Annotated in this window: 13 protein-coding genes; 10 read left to right on the forward strand and 3 right to left on the reverse strand. The window is 66.6% G+C overall.

The window, feature by feature from the left end:
• Positions 1-185 precede the first annotated feature (185 nt).
• The 3 genes from bchE (at position 186) to GWI72_RS13615 (ending at position 4,114) form a co-directional block, all read left to right on the forward strand.
• Positions 186-1,850 (forward strand): magnesium-protoporphyrin IX monomethyl ester anaerobic oxidative cyclase, encoded by a 1,665-nt coding sequence (bchE, locus tag GWI72_RS13605; RefSeq protein WP_161676757.1) that lies wholly within the window; start codon positions 186-188, stop codon positions 1,848-1,850.
• Positions 1,847-2,404, forward strand: a complete 558-nt coding sequence (gene bchJ / locus GWI72_RS13610) for a bacteriochlorophyll 4-vinyl reductase (RefSeq protein WP_161708936.1) — start codon at positions 1,847-1,849, stop codon at positions 2,402-2,404. Before bchE ends, bchJ begins: the two co-directional genes overlap by 4 nt.
• Positions 2,405-2,584: 180 nt before the next feature.
• Positions 2,585-4,114 (forward strand): NADP-dependent isocitrate dehydrogenase, encoded by a 1,530-nt coding sequence (locus tag GWI72_RS13615; RefSeq protein WP_161676759.1) that lies wholly within the window; start codon positions 2,585-2,587, stop codon positions 4,112-4,114.
• A 111-nt stretch (positions 4,115-4,225) separates the two neighbouring features.
• On the opposite strand, the gene GWI72_RS13620 is transcribed toward GWI72_RS13615, so the two are convergent.
• The gene (locus GWI72_RS13620) at positions 4,226-4,639 is read right to left on the reverse strand and encodes a hypothetical protein (RefSeq protein ID WP_161708937.1); all 414 of its coding nucleotides are present in this window, start codon (positions 4,637-4,639) and stop codon (positions 4,226-4,228) included.
• Positions 4,640-4,790: 151 nt separating this feature from the next.
• On the opposite strand from GWI72_RS13620, the gene GWI72_RS13625 reads away from it, so the two are divergent.
• A complete protein-coding gene (locus tag GWI72_RS13625; RefSeq protein ID WP_161708938.1) occupies positions 4,791-5,390 on the forward strand; it encodes a TetR/AcrR family transcriptional regulator in 600 nt (199 codons plus the stop codon).
• Between the two features lie 329 nt (positions 5,391-5,719).
• Entirely contained in the window at positions 5,720-7,438 is a 1,719-nt protein-coding gene (locus GWI72_RS13630; protein ID WP_244314242.1) for an LVIVD repeat-containing protein, read from the forward strand.
• 67 nt (positions 7,439-7,505) lie between these two features.
• Here the strand turns inward: GWI72_RS13630 and GWI72_RS13635 are convergent, their stop codons facing one another.
• Positions 7,506-8,753 carry an enolase C-terminal domain-like protein gene (locus GWI72_RS13635; protein ID WP_161708940.1) on the reverse strand — a complete coding sequence of 416 codons (1,248 nt, stop codon included), beginning with the start codon at positions 8,751-8,753 and terminating at the stop codon, positions 7,506-7,508.
• 185 nt (positions 8,754-8,938) lie between these two features.
• The gene (locus tag GWI72_RS13640; protein ID WP_161708941.1) at positions 8,939-9,862 is read right to left on the reverse strand and encodes a LysR substrate-binding domain-containing protein; all 924 of its coding nucleotides are present in this window, start codon (positions 9,860-9,862) and stop codon (positions 8,939-8,941) included.
• A 95-nt stretch (positions 9,863-9,957) separates the two neighbouring features.
• Between GWI72_RS13640 and GWI72_RS13645 the strand changes: the two genes are divergently transcribed.
• From GWI72_RS13645 to GWI72_RS13665, 5 genes are all read left to right on the forward strand, one after another.
• On the forward strand, positions 9,958-11,172 hold the full coding sequence (locus GWI72_RS13645) for a trans-sulfuration enzyme family protein (RefSeq protein ID WP_161708942.1): 1,215 nt from the start codon (positions 9,958-9,960) through the stop codon (positions 11,170-11,172).
• Positions 11,173-11,192: 20 nt separating this feature from the next.
• Positions 11,193-12,080 (forward strand): helix-turn-helix domain-containing protein, encoded by an 888-nt coding sequence (locus GWI72_RS13650; RefSeq protein WP_161708943.1) that lies wholly within the window; start codon positions 11,193-11,195, stop codon positions 12,078-12,080.
• A 122-nt stretch (positions 12,081-12,202) separates the two neighbouring features.
• On the forward strand, positions 12,203-12,859 hold the full coding sequence (locus tag GWI72_RS13655) for a hydrolase (RefSeq protein ID WP_161676767.1): 657 nt from the start codon (positions 12,203-12,205) through the stop codon (positions 12,857-12,859).
• Positions 12,860-12,945: 86 nt separating this feature from the next.
• Positions 12,946-13,254 carry a DUF1427 family protein gene (locus tag GWI72_RS13660; protein ID WP_161708944.1) on the forward strand — a complete coding sequence of 103 codons (309 nt, stop codon included), beginning with the start codon at positions 12,946-12,948 and terminating at the stop codon, positions 13,252-13,254.
• 43 nt (positions 13,255-13,297) lie between these two features.
• The gene (locus tag GWI72_RS13665; RefSeq protein WP_161708945.1) at positions 13,298-15,166 is read left to right on the forward strand and encodes an amidohydrolase; all 1,869 of its coding nucleotides are present in this window, start codon (positions 13,298-13,300) and stop codon (positions 15,164-15,166) included.
• Positions 15,167-15,168: the final 2 nt, after the last annotated feature.

The following is a 15,168-nucleotide window of genomic DNA, read 5'->3' on the forward strand; positions in this document are numbered from 1 at the left end:
CGGCCCGCTGCGCCTTGTCCTCGGGGGCAAAAGCTGCGGCCCCCCTCCGGACGGCAGGGCCTGCCGGGGGCGGGCGCCTCAGCGCGCAGCCGACAGCAGGGGCGCGCGCACCGCAGTTGATCTGCGTCAATTTCAAATGACGCTTTAACTGTCAATCTTGCTTGACACTTTCAGGGAGGTTGGCCGTGAAGATTGTGCTGGTTCATCCCAATTACCATTCCGGCGGCGCGGAGATCGCCGGCACCTGGCCCCCGAGCTGGGCGCCCTATCTGGCCGGCCATGCCCGCTCCGCCGGGTTCGACGACATCACCTTCATCGACGCCATGACCGATGATCTCGACGACGAGGCGCTGGCCTTGCGCCTTGAGGCGCTGCAGCCCGATCTCGTCGGCGTCACGGCGATCACGCCCTCGATCTATGCAGCCGAGGCGGTGCTGGACACGGTCCGGCGGGTCTGCCCGGCGGCGGTCACGGTGCTGGGCGGGGTGCACGCCACCTTCATGTTCAAGCAGGTCCTGTCCGAGGCCCCCTGGATCGACGTGATCGTGCGCGGCGAGGGGGAGGAGATCTTCGTCGCGCTGCTGCGGACGGTGGCGGAAGGGCGCTGGCCACGGGATCGGGAGCAGATCAAGGGCATTGCCTATCTCGATGGCGACCGCATCGTGGCAACCCAGGCCGCAGCGACGGTGAAGAACCTCGATGCGATCGATCCGGACTGGGCGATCCTCGACTGGTCGAAGTATCTCTACACGCCCCTCGGCGTCCGGGTCGCCATCCCCAACATGGCCCGCGGCTGCCCCTTCACCTGCAGTTTCTGTTCGCAATGGAAGTTCTGGCGCGACTACCGGGTGCGCGATCCGAAGCGCGTTGCCGACGAAATCGAACGGCTGGTGAACGAGCACAATGTCGGCTTCTTCATCCTCGCGGACGAGGAACCCACGATCAACCGCAAGAAGTTCAAGGAGTTCTGCGAGGAGCTGATCGCCCGCGGCCTGCCGGACCGGGTCAAGTGGGGCATCAACACCCGCGTCACGGACATCATGCGGGACAAGGACCTGCTGCCGCTCTACCGCCGGGCCGGGCTCGTGCATGTCAGCCTGGGCACCGAGGCGGCCGCGCAGCTGAAGCTGGACCAGTTCAACAAGGAAACCCGGGTCGCCGACAACAAGGAGGCAATCCGGCTGCTGCGCGAGGCGGACATCTTCACCGAGGCGCAGTTCATCGTCGGGCTGGACAACGAGACGGCGGAAACACTCGAGGAAACGTTCCAGATGGCGTGGGACTGGCAGCCCGACCTCGCCAACTGGTCGATGTACACGCCCTGGCCCTTCACCCCGCTCTATCAGGAGCTGCGCGACAAGGTCGAGGTCTTCGACTTCTCGAAGTACAATTTCGTCACGCCGATCATGGCGCCGGCCGCGATGACGCGCGGCGAGCTCCTCGACGGGGTGATGCGCAACTACCGGCGCTTCTACAGCCGCAAGGCGCTGTTCCACTATCCCTGGCGCGGACGGGGCTTCCGGCGGCGCTACCTGCTCGGATGTCTCTACGCCTTCCTCAAGGCGGGGTTCAACCGCACCTTCTATGACCTCGGCAAGGCCGGCTACTGGGGACCGCAGACAAAGAAGTCGGTCGACTTCCACTTCGACACCTCGCGCCAGATCGCGCCGGCGCAGATGGAAGACTGGGATGCGGCCGCCGACCGGTCGGCCCGCGCTGCCGAGCGGCGGGCTGCCGTGCGCGCGCAGGGCAAGGAACGGGCGGCAGAGCGCATGATGGCCTGCGGAGGCGGGCAGCAGCAGATGCCGGAGAGCCTGGCGCTGGAGGTCAACGGACCGTCCGAACCATGACGACACCGGTCGGCGGGCCGCTCATCGGGCCGAATGTCCTGATCCAGACGGCGGCGGCGCTGCGCGCCCAGGCCGGCGAGGCCCAGACCGCGCGCATCTTCGCCGGTGCCGGCCTCGCCCATCGCCTGGCCGACCCCCCTGGCGCCATGGTGCCGATGGGCGAGGCGCTGGCGCTGATGCGGAGCCTGGCGACCGGCCTTGCCCCGACGGCCGCGCTGTCCGTGGCCGAGGACAGCGGACGGCGCACCGGCGCCTATGTTGCGGCAAACCGGATCCCTGCCCTCGCCCGCAAGCTCCTGGGACTTCTTCCGGCTCCCCTTGCTGCCCGTCTGCTCGGCCGCGCCATCGTCGCCCATGCCTGGACCTTTGCCGGCGGCGCGCCGGTCATCTCCCGCTGGCGACGGGGGGCGATCCTGATCGAGATTGCCGACGAGGCCGATCCGTTGACCCGGGCCTGGCGTGCGGCCGTGCTGGCGCAGCTGTTCAGCCTGCTCGTGACCCCTGCCGCCCATGCCGAGGCCGCCGGCAGCACCTACACGGTCCATCTCGCCTGACATCCTCGCCGGACATCCTCGCCTGACATCAGGGCATATGGACGCCGGACGCCTTTCGACCCGACCGGGAACGTGGCAGATCGTTCTACAAGAACGAACGTTCATATCTTTTAAATGTATTTTTATCGCCACGCGCGGCGCACTACATCGGGCTTGTCACGATCCGAAAGGAACCAAGCCATGCAGTCCAACGTTGCTCCCCTGATCGCCACCCCGGCTGCGAAGACCGGTGCGGACTATCACCCGGCAGCCTTGCCGGCGGCCCATATTCCGGTTGCCGCCGGCGACGGGATCGGTCCGGAGATCATGGAAGCCACCCTTGCCATCCTGAAGGCCGCTGATCCGGCGCTGACCTTCCATCCGGTCACCGTTGGCCTGAAGGCCTATGAGGCCGGCCTGATGGCGGGGATCGGCGAGGACACCTGGCAGGCGATTGCCGAGCACAAGATCATTCTCAAGGGCCCCATCACCACGCCCCAGGGCGGCGGCTACAAGTCGGTCAACGTCACCCTGCGCAAGACCCTCGGCCTTTACGCCAACCTCCGGCCCTGCGTGTCCTATCACCCCTATGTCAGCGCGCTGCATCCGCGCATGGATGTGGTGATCGTGCGCGAGAACGAGGAAGACACCTATGCCGGCATCGAACACCGGCAGAGCCAGGAAGTGGTCCAGTGCCTCAAGCTGATCACGCGTCCGGGCTGCGAGCGGATCGTGCGCTACGCCTTCGACTACGCCCGTGCGAACGGGCGCAAGAAGGTCACCTGCATGACCAAGGACAACATCATGAAGCTCACCGACGGCCTGTTCCACAAGGTCTTCGACGAGATCGCGGCCGAGTATCCCGACATCGCGACGAGCCACATGATCATCGACATCGGCACGGCCCGCATGGCCAGCCGCCCGACGGACTTCGACGTGGTGGTCACGCCGAACCTCTACGGAGACATCCTGTCCGACGTGGCTGCGGAAGTCGCCGGCTCCATCGGTCTGGCGGGCTCCTCCAACATCGGCCGCGACTGCGCGATGTTCGAGGCCGTGCACGGTTCGGCGCCGGACATCGCCGGCCAGGACATTGCCAATCCCTCGGGCCTGCTGTTGTCGGCCGTCATGATGCTGGTGCATCTCGGCCGCGCCAAGCCGGCGAGCGACATTCACAATGCCTGGCTCTGCGCCCTCGAGGAGGGGCTGCATACCGCCGACATCTACCGGCCGGGCGTAAGCCGCGAGAAGCTCGGCACCCGGGCCTTTGCCGAGGCGGTGATCGCGCGTCTGGGCCGCACTCCGGTCAAGATGGCCGCAGTGACCTACCCCGACCGCAAGCCGGAGCCCCTGGTCCAGGCCGTTGCGACCGTTCCGGCCAAGCCGGCGGCAAAGAAGGAGCTGGCCGGCGTCGATGTGTTCCTGAACTGGGATGACCATGGCCGCGACCCGAACGTGCTGGGTCAGGCGCTTGCCGATCTGGCCGGGCCGCAGTTCCGCCTCGCCCTTGTCACCAACCGCGGGGTAAAGGTCTATCCGAACGGCAATCCGCAGACCCTGTGCACCGACCACTGGCGCTGCCGCTTCCCGGCTGCAGCCGGCCGTGTGGACGGCAAGGCCATTGCCGAACTGCTCCTGCGCATCGCAGATGCAGGCTTCGATGCGATCAAGACCGAAAACCTCTACACGTTCGACGGCGTGGCGGGCTACTCGCAGGCCCAGGGCGAATAAGACGCCACACGCCTCGACCCCTCCAGACCGGCCCCGACAGCCGGATCTGGCCGGGTCGGGCGACGGGATCCGATCCGGCCGGCGGTGGCCAGCCCACCGCCGGCCGTTTCGTCAGGCCGGAGCCGTGCGCTCCATGTCTCGCATCAGCTGAAGATAGTCATCGCCGCAGCTGAGCTTGCCGGCGATCTTCGACCCCGGCGCGATCACCCGCCAGAAGGGCGTGACCTCGGCTGCAGGGGTCCCGCCGGCAATCCGCTCCAGCGCGGCCTCGGCAACGATGCGCAGGAAGATGGCGGTGGAGACCGGGCAGGTCGCATCCGCTCCCTGTTCGGCCGCCAGCTCCGCCCGCAGGTCGACCGGGTCCCGCACCATGCCGCGCGGGATCAACGCAATGCGCTCGTCCAGCAGGCGCGGCGAGGCGATGAACAGGCGCGCGCCGGCCGGAACACCGGCAAAGGCACTTTCGAGCTGCACCACATGCGGCGGCTTGCCGCCGGCCAGTTTCTGCATCCAGGTCTTTTTCATCCGCGAAGCTCCGGCAAGGCGGCGCGATCAGCCCGCGCGACCCTGCAAGTCAGGGTTATCGACAGGATGGGCAGGCGCCCGTCTTGATGGTCCATGGCAAGCAGGATAGTGATTTAATGACTTACGGTCAATAAGATGGTTCCTGACACAGATGCCCAAGCCGAAGGGACGCAATGCCGACATGCGCGCCGCCACGCGTGAGGCCCTGATGACGGCGGCCCGCACGCTGTTCGAGCAGAACGGATATGAGGCCGTCTCGACGCAGGCGATCTGCGCCGCAGCCGGGGTGTCGCAGGGAACGCTGTTCGCGCATTTCGGCTCGAAGCGTGACCTGTTCATCGCGGTCCATGACGCGTGGCAGGACCATCTCGTGGCCTCCATCGACGCTGCGGCGCGCCGGCACGTGGATCCGTGGCTGCGGTTCGATGCAATCTGGCGCGCCTATCTTGCCGCCACCGACATCCCCCCGATGCGGCAGATCCTGCTGCTGGACGGGCCGCATGTGATCGGACTGGCCCAGATGCGGGCGCGGGATCGGGAAACGGCCTTTGCCTTCCTCAAGGCCGAGGTCACCGGGCTGATCGACGCCCAGCTGTTGCGCCCGGTCGACCCGCACGGGCTGGCCGTGCTGCTGTTCGGCGCCCTCGACCAGGCAGCCTTCGAGATTGCCGACTTTCCCGCGGACACCGACTTGCGGCTGAGGCTGGTGGCCAGCGTCGAGGCCCTGCTCGACGCCCTGCGCCCGGCGTGACGCGACACCGGTCCAGCGTCGATTAATCCTGATTTTTGGATGAATTCATACGATAAATCATGATTGTGTCTTATATATAATCCGTGTCCACTTGCAGCCGGGATTGCCCGACACGTCTGGATTGCTCCGATGGAGCGGAGGCGACGGTCGGGCACCACCGGGGACATGGGGCCCCGGCGCCGGCAGGACCCTGGCCCGACCCTGGCCCGGCCCTGGCCCTCGCCCGGTTCCTGCTTTGGTTCCTGCTTTGATTCTGGCGCGAGAGCGAACGAGGCCGCCGGGACGGCACATTCTGGGAGGACATGTCAGTGCAATTGCGACAAGTTTTCATGGGCAGCGCCCTGCTGGCCCTGACGGGGACGGCTTGCCTGGCGGCAGGCGGTGGCGCAAAGACCCCGGCCGCGATCGACATCCGCGACCCCTATCTGCTGCAATGGTCAGACCTGACCTATGACAAGGCACCTCCGGCGCCGGTGCCAGGCGTCGACTACGGCATGCGGCCGGATGGCAGCTTCCAGGCACCGAAGGCCACACCGCTCGGCAGCAGCCCCAATTTTCCGGGGCAGATCGAGGGGTGGGACGACAAGAGCTACAGTCTCAATGTCGAGCCGATCGCCTTCTATCCCAATGTGAGCTCGCCGTTTCATGCCTGGGTCGAAGTGGCCGATTTCGACGGCAGGCGGTTCATGTATGTGCACGACCGGGATTACATCCGCGTGCTGGACGTGACCGATCCGGCCAGGGCGACGGTCGTCTACTCCGAAGGCGGGGTCTGGGGCCCGGATGGCTCCAGCGAGAAATGGGATGCGAAAACGGTCCAGAATTACTGGGGCGGACTGACGTTTGCCTGGAGCCCGTCGCTCGGCAAGATGGTCGCCGTCGCCTCCTACGAGATCGGCCGGTACGGACTTCTGGAGAACAAGCGGACCCAGCCGGAGCAGGTGGCGGCGCTGCGGAACTACAATTCGCTCAAGGGCTTCAAGGTCTACGAGATGAACGGTCCGCTGCCCAGCGACTGGAAACTCATCGCCACCCGCACGACCGACCGGGTCAATCCGCAGGCCCCGATCGGCGAGCAGCAGGGCTCCGGCGCGCTCGATGCGGTGGCCTGGAACGGCGGCAAGTACATGTTCCTGTCCGCCGCGCCCGACGATGCCCATGCCCTGACCGAGTATCCGGACTACCTGCATTCCCCCGGCTATCAGGTCTGGGACATGTCGGACCCGGCCGATCCGGAGTTCGTCACGCAGATCACCGTGCCCGGACAGGTGGTCGGGGATGCAGCCAGTGAGGCCGCGTTCCTGATGAACCCGCGCGCGGGCAACCGCACCTCGTGGATGGGCTCGCGCATGGCGCCCTTCCTGCCGAAGCCGGTGGAAGCCGGCGGCACCATCGCCTTCGGCGCGATGGGCGGCCTCGGCCTCTACAGCTTCGACATCAGCAATCCGGACAAGCCGGCGATCCTCGGCCACGTCAACACGCCGCCGAGCTTTGCCGGCACCGAGTTCGACAATGCCGACGTGAGCCAGTTTGCCCGCACCGGCTACGTCTTTGCCAACGGCTATCCGATGAACTCCAACTGCTACGAGCCCTACAAGGACATCCTGGTGATCGATGCAAGGGCTCCCTCGGAGCTGAAGGTGGCGGCGAAGTTCCCGCGGCCGACACCGCCGGCGGAGGCGGGCTTCACGGACTATTGCCAGCGCAAGGGCAGCTTCGGCCCGAAGCGCTCCGGCACGAACCAGCCCGGGCATGGCCGCGACGGCCTTGTCGCCTATGCCTTCTACAATGCCGGCCTGCAGCTCTTTGACGTCAGCAATCCGCTGGAACCGAAGATCGCCGGCTACTACGTGCCGCGTTTCCCGACCGAGGCGGAGATGCCGGAGTACACCTTCGAGAACGGCAGCTTTGCCGCCTTCGTCGAGTATGACCGCAACATCATCTGGCTGTTCTCGGTGAACGGCGTCCATGCGCTGTCGTCATCGCTTCTGGGCGGACCGAAGTCCGGCCTTCCGGGCGAACTCTGGCCACCGCGCACGACGCACTGAACCGCGCCGACGACAGCAGGGCGGCACGGACCGGCCGCCCTTCCCTCTGCGCTCCGCGCGCGACCTCTCATGAGGCCGGCGTGCGGGGCATCTCCTTCACGCGCGGATCGGCAAAGTTGCGTTCCGGGAAGACGGAATACCACTGCGGCCGGGCCGGATCACGGTCGTAAGGGTAGCCTCCGAACTCCCGGTAATGCTCGGCGTAAAGCGCCAGCCGATCCGGATCGAGCTCGACGCCGAGACCGGGGCCCGACGGCACGCGGATGGCGCCGTTCTCGTAGCGCAGCTTGCCGCCCCGGATGATGTCATCCGTCAGGTGGTGGTAATGCGCGTCTGCGGCAAAGAACAGGTTTGGCAATGCCGCGCCCAGATGCAGCATGGACGCGAGCTGGATGCCCAGCTCGCCCGAGGAGTGAACGGAGGCGCCGTACTGGAACGTCTCCAGCACCGTTCCGGCCTTGTGCGCCTGTCGCAGCCCGCCCCAGAACGTCGTGTCGAGCAGGATCACGTCGACCAGATCGTGCCGGATCGATTGGGCAAGCTGCTCGAAGTTGACGACAACGGCGTTGGTCGCGGTCGGGATGGGGACGAACTGGCGCAGGCGCCGCATGCCCTCAAGGCCCCAGGTCGGATCCTCGAAATAGTCATTGTTGAGATCCAGGATGGCGCGACCGACCCGCACCGCCTCCTCGACGGTCCAGACCGAGTTGGGATCCAGCCGCAACCGGTCGCCCGGGAAGGCCGCGGCCAGCGCCCGGTAGACCTCGACATCGTGATCCGGCGAGAAATGCCCGCCCTTGAGCTTGTGGGTGGTGAAGCCATAGGCGGCCTTCAGCGCCCGGGCATGGGCCACCAGCTCGTCCGGGTCGGTCTCTCCGCCACGCCCGGTCGCCGGATCGCGGTAGCGGGAGAAGAGGTAAGCGGCGAAGGGCACCTCCTCGCGGATCGCGCCCCCCAGCAGATCGCAGGCGCGCAGGCCGAGCGTCTTTCCGGCGGCGTCCATGCAGGCCATCTCGATGGCAGCGTGCAGCTGCAGGCGGTTGTTGTAGAGACTGCCGACAGGATTCATGATCTTCCAGCGCAGCTGTTCGAGCTGCAACGGATCATGCCCGGCCAGATAGGGACGCAGGCTGCGGATCGCCGCCTCGGCCGATTCCCCGCCTCCGCCCATTTCGCCCAGCCCGATCTGGCCGTTGTCGAGCTGCAGCTGCACGATGGTGCGGACGAACCGGCCCCAGTGCGCCCCATTGGAATGACGAAGCGGTGCCTCCAGCGGCACGGCAACGGTCGTGGCCTTGATGTCGAGGATCTTCATGAACTCAGCCTCCCGCCCCTTAACTAGCATACTAGTATATTATTGCAAGGCGTGACCCATCAAACGCCCGGGCCGTCGCGTCGAGGCCACGGGCGCCCCCCGTCCCGAACCGCCCTGTCCCGCCCCCCTTCCCGGACCGAACCATTCCGATCCGACCGGTCGCCGGGATGCGGCCCGGCCGCCCGTCACCCCTCCGGCACGTGGTGCAGATCCGCCGGCAGCGCCGGTCTTTCGCCGGCAAAGGACATCAGCAGAGTTCTTGCGTCCTCGGCGATGCGCGAGCCGCGCCGCCCCGGCGGCGTCAGCAGCAGGGTGCAGAAATAGAGCGCAGGCTCGAACGGCCGCCAGGTCAGCCCGCGTCCCAGAAACGGTTCGGCGTTCAGCGGATTGATCAGGCCGCAGCCGATGCCCGCCTGAACCATGGCGCAGACCGTGGTCGAGTACGGTGTTTCCAGCACGATCCGCGGCACGGCACCGGCGGCGGCCAGAACCGTTTCCAGTTTCTGACGCGTCCGGTCTTCGGGGGCCAGGGCGACAAAGGCTTCGCCGTGCAGGTCCGGCGGGCTGAGGACCGGCTTCGCACAGAGAGGATGTCCCTCCGGCAAGGCAATGGCGGCGCGATAGATCGCGAAGGGCTCGACCGTCACGCCGGTCGCATCCACCTCGTCGGAGGTCAGACCGATGTCAAACTGACCGGCCGCAACCAGGTCGCGGATCGTGCTCGACATCTGGGTCTGGAAGGTGATGGCAACCTGCGGATGACGCTGCCGGAAGGCGGCAATCGCTTTCGGCACGATGTTCGTGCTGAGCGCCGACAGGCTTGCCAGCCGGATCTCGCCGGAGCCGAAATCGCGGATCCTTGCCGCCGAGCTGCGCAGCCGGCTCAGCCCGGCGAAGGTCTGCTCCACCTCGCGGTGAAACAGCTCCCCCTCGGCCGTCGGCACCATGCGTCCCGTCGAGCGGTCGAACAGGGCGAAGCCGATGGAGCGTTCCAGATCCTGCACGGCCTTGCTGACCGCCGGCTGGGACAGGTTGAGCAGGACGGCGGCCTTGGACGCGGTCCCGGCCGCAAAGACCGCCTGGAAGATCTCGATCTGACGCAGGTTCATGGCAAGGGTATAACTCCGGATTATAGCCGAAGCATATCTTGCGATTGGACGGAATGCATCCGGCCATGTCCAATGGGGTCGTTCAGGAGATCCCCATGCAGGACACCAGCCGTTGCATCCTTCATCCGCAGCCGGAAACCGACGGGTTTCGCACGCTTGCGGTGCCTGTCTATCGCGCCTCCACCATTGTCTTCCCCGATGCGGCCGCGTTCGCGGCGCGCGGCGATCTGGCCCCTGATGGCTACACCTACGGCCTGCATGGCACGCCGACGACGCGGATGCTGGAACGCAGCCTCAGCGACCTGCAGGGCGGCGTCTGGACGTTTCTGACGCCCTCCGGACAGGCCGCCGTGGTGCTGGCCATGCTGGCGGTGCTGTCGGCTGGCGACACGGTGCTGATTGCCGATACGGTCTACCCGCCGGTCCGCCAGTTCGCCGATCTCGATCTGGTGCGGATGGGCGTGACGGTGCGCTATTTCGATCCGCTGTCGCCTGAGGATGTGGCCCGGCAGATCGACGCCCGGACGCGGCTTGTCTGGTGCGAGTCGCCCGGATCCAACACGATGGAGGTGATGGATCTGCCTGCCATCACCGCGATCGCGCACCGGCATGGCGCCCTCGTCGGCTGCGACAACACCTGGGCGACCGCGCTGAACTTCAAGCCGTTGCGGCATGGCGTCGACTTCGTGGCCGAGGCGCTGACCAAGTTCCATGGCGGGCATGCCGATCTTCTGATGGGCGCGCTGACCTTGCGCGACGAGGCGCTGATCCTGCCGCTGCGCAATCTGATCGGCCGGCTCGGCAGCGGCGTGTCGCCGGATGATGCGGCGCTCGTGCTGCGCGGCATGGAAACGATGCCGCTGCGGCTGGCGCACGCCAGCGCCGTCGCCCTGCGGCTGGCGACGCGTCTTGCCGGCCATCCTGCCGTTCATCGCGTGCTGCATCCGGCACTGCCCGGCAGTCCGGGGCATGATGTCTGGCTGCGTGACTTCACCGGCTCCAGCCCGCTGTTCAGTGTCGAGTTCACCCCTGAGGCAACGCCGCATGTCGGAGCGGCCCTGCACGGGCTTCAGATCTTTGCCATCGGCGCGTCATGGGGCGGCACCCGCAGCCTGCTGGCGCCGCAACCCATCACAGGCACCCGCACCGCACGGCCCTGGCAGGGCGCCGCACAGATCCTGCGTTTCAGCATCGGGCTGGAAGCGGAGGACGACCTCACGCGGGACATCGACCGCTTTCTGGACAAGCTGACGGTGGCCAGCGCGGATGCGCGCGGGGCCAACCATCACCCTTCGCCGCAACCCACCTGATCCTGAAGGAGACCGCGTCCATGGCAAGCACGCCCACCCCTGTGCATGACCGCCTCGGCTGCACGGCCAAGGACCTGATCCGCGATCAGGAGGTGCAAGGCACGGACCTGATCTTCCTGCGCAAGACCTCGGGCAAGGCAGAGCCGATGCAGGTGCGGACCGACGACACCGGACAAGGATACATCGTCGGGCTGTCCCTGATGCCCGGTCATTGGCGTGACATCCGTCAGGGACGGCAGGTCACGCGCGCGCAGTTCGTGCAAGACAGCATCTACATTCGAGATTTCGACAGGCCCTACACGGCAGAGCTCAGCGGTCGCTTCGATTTCCTGCTGATCGAGATCCCCTCCCATGTCATTGCCCCTCAGGACGATGAACCGCGGTTCGGCAACCCGCGCCGGCTGGCCTGCGAGGCGGGAACGGTCGATCCCACCATCGGGCATCTCATGCGGGCGGTCTTGCCGGTGCTGGGCGGCCGCGAGCCGGTGGAACGGCTCTTTCTCGACCAGATGGGAGAAGCACTTTGCACCTACCTGCGCCGCCGCTATGCCAACAGCTTCGTCGACCTGCTCACGACACCACCGCCATCGGCACTGATCAGCCGCGCCCTGGAGATCCTGCGCGCGAACCTTGATGGCGACATCGGCCTCGACCAGATCGCCAGCCTGTGCCGCGTGTCGCGCAGCTATTTCTACGAGGCCTTCCGCAAGGAACTCGGCTGCACGCCGCATGAATGGGTGATGCGGCAGCGGCTGGAACGGGCGCAGGCGCTGCTCACGGCAACACGCATGCCCCTGTCGGAGATTGCGCAGCAATGCGGGTTCGCCGATCAGAGCCATCTGACCCGTCAGTTCAGCCGCCGCCTCGGGATCTCGCCGGCCCGCTGGCGGGCGCAGGCGGCAAGCTGACGCCAGAGTTTGCCGGCGAACCATGCCCGGACAATCGTACAAAACGCGATGGACGAGCGTTCAAGACGGCAGGAGGATGATCGGAGATAGGTGGTTCACCCGACCCAGACGGAGTGAACCAGATGCCTGTCAATGCCAAGCCCACCCCCGGCTCCCAGCTGATCTCGCCGACCGATCATGCCCTGATCATGATCGACTTCCAGTCGCAGATGTCCTTTGCCACCAAGTCGATCGACGCGGTGCTGCTGCGCAACAACGCCGCGCTGGTCGCCCATGCGGCCGCCGGTTTCAAGGTTCCCGCGATCCTTACGACCGTGGCCGAGAAGTCCTTCTCCGGCCCGATGTTCTCGGAGATTTCCGACGCGTTTCCGGGACAGGCCATGCTCGACCGCACGTCGATGAACACCTGGGAAGACGCGGCCGTCATCGATGAGGTCAACCGGATCGGCAAGCGCCGTCTGGTCATCTGCGGCCTCTGGACCAGCGTCTGCATTGTCGGTCCCGCTCTGTCCGCGCTGGATCAGGGCTTCGAGGTCTATGTCATCGCCGATGCCTGCGGCGACGTGTCGGACGAAGCGCATGACCGGGCCATGGACCGGATGGTCCAGGCCGGCGCCCGGCCCATGACGTCGCTCCAGTACCTCCTCGAGCTGCAGCGCGACTGGGCAAGGGGCGAGACCTATGACCTGACGACCGGCATCGCCCGCAAGTTCGGCGGGGCCTATGGTCTGGGCATCATCTACGCCAAGTCGATGTTCGGCGCGTCCGAAGGTCACTGACCGCCTGCCCCGGTGCCCGCGCTGCCCTGCCGGCCGTGCCGACACCGGGGCCCTCCGCTCGCCTTTCCAGTGCCGGAGACCGCACGATGCGCATGTATTTCCTTTCCCTGTCCGTCGGGGTTCTCGTCGGCGTCGTCTACAGTCTGCTGAACGTCCGCTCCCCTGCCCCGCCGATCGTCGCCCTGGTCGGCCTGCTCGGCATTCTTGCCGGCGAACAGATGGTGCCGGTGCTGCGCCACATGCTGGCCGGTTCGCCGCTGACGCTCGGCTGGTTCACGGAGCACCGGCTGCCGCACATCTGCGGCGAACTGCCCAAAGGCACGACACCGACCGACCCCGAGTGCGGGCCCGGAACCGGCCAGAGGACTGACCGGTCAGATCCGCCTGCCGCGTGAACTCCGCCGCACGTCAGACTTGCCCATTCCGCAGGAGGCTCCGATGGTGCCTGATCTCATCCTTTTCAACGGCCGCATCACGACGCTCGACCGCAGCCAGCCGACCGCGTCGGCGGTGGCAATCCGTGACGGGCGCTTCGAGGCTGTCGGCGATGACGCCACGCTTTTGGCGCTGGCCGGGCCCACGACACGCCGCATCGATCTCAAGGGCCGCCGGGTGCTTCCCGGGCTGATCGACAATCACACCCATGTCATTCGCGGCGGACTGAACTTCAACATGGAGCTGCGCTGGGACGGCGTGACGTCGCTTGCCGATGCCATGGACATGCTGCGGCGCCAGGTGGCCATCACGCCGCCGCCGCAATGGGTGCGGGTCATTGGCGGCTTTACCGAGCACCAGTTCACGGAGAAACGCCTTCCGACACTGGAGGAAATCAATGCGGCCGCGCCCGAGACGCCCGTTTTCCTGCTGCATCTCTATGACCGGGCGCTTCTGAATGGCGCAGCCCTTCGGGCCGTCGGCTATGACAAGGATACGCCCAATCCTCCGGGCGGCGAAATCCAGCGCGACGCGCGCGGCAATCCGACCGGACTGCTGCTGGCGAGGCCAAACGCGGGCATTCTCTATGCAACGCTGGCGAGGGGGCCGAAGCTGCCGCTGGAGTATCAGCTCAACTCGACGCGCCACTTCATGCGCGAGCTGAACCGGCTGGGCATCACCGGCGTCATCGATGCGGGCGGCGGCTTCCAGACCTATCCCGACGACTATGAGGTGATCCGGACGCTCGCCAATGCCGGGCAGATGACGGTTCGCCTCGCCTACAACCTGTTCACGCAGAAACCGCGTGACGAAAAGGCCGACTTTCTCAACTGGACCCGGTCCGTGACCTATCGTCAGGGCGACGACTATTTCCGTCACAATGGCGCTGGCGAGATGCTGGTGTTTTCCGCCGCCGACTTCGAGGACTTCCGCGAACCCCGACCGGACATGCCCTCGACCATGGAGGAGGACCTCGAGGAGGTCGTGCGCATCCTGGCGGAGAACCGCTGGCCGTGGCGCATGCATGCGACCTATGACGAGACCATCTCCCGGGCGCTCGACGTTTTCGAGACGGTCAACCGGGACATCCCGCTGGACGGCCTCAACTGGATGTTCGATCACGCCGAGACCATCTCGGACCGGTCGATCGACCGGGTCGCGGCCTTGGGGGGCGGCATCGCCACGCAGCACCGGATGGCCTATCAGGGCGAGTATTTCGTCGAGCGGTATGGCGCGGCAGCAGCCAGCGCGACGCCCCCCATTGCCCGCATGCTGGACCGGGACCTGCACGTTTCCGCCGGCACCGACGCGACCCGGGTCGCCTCCTATAACCCCTGGGTCTCGCTGTCCTGGATGGTGACCGGCCGCACCGTCGGCGGCTTGCGCCTGACGCCGCCGGCCGATTGCCTCGACCGGGAGACGGCGCTGCGGCTGTGGACCGAAAAGGTCGCCTGGTTCTGCAAGGACGAAGGCCGCCGTGGCCGGATTGCGCCCGGATATCTCGCCGATCTGCTGGTGCCGGACCGGGACTATTTCACCGTGCCTGAGGCGGAGATCTCGCATCTGGTGTCAGACCTGACCATGGTCGGCGGCCGTGTGGTGTGGGGCGCTGGCGACTTTGCCGCGCTCGACGACAACCCGTTGCCACCGGCCATGCCGGACTGGTCGCCCGTGCGGACCTATCGCGGATATGGTGCCTGGGCCGCCGCCAGGACCAGCACCGGCCTTTCCGCCCATGCGCGCATGTCCTGCGGCTGCGCCAGCTCCTGCGGCGTGCACGGGCATGACCATGGCAAGGCCTGGGGGGCGGCGCTTCCGGTTGCCGATCTCAAGGGCTTCTTCGGTGCCCTTGGCTGTGCCTGCTGGATGTGACC

Origin of the sequence: Pannonibacter sp. XCT-53 (assembly GCF_009915765.1) — a bacterium.
Lineage (GTDB): Bacteria > Pseudomonadota > Alphaproteobacteria > Rhizobiales > Stappiaceae > Pannonibacter > Pannonibacter tanglangensis.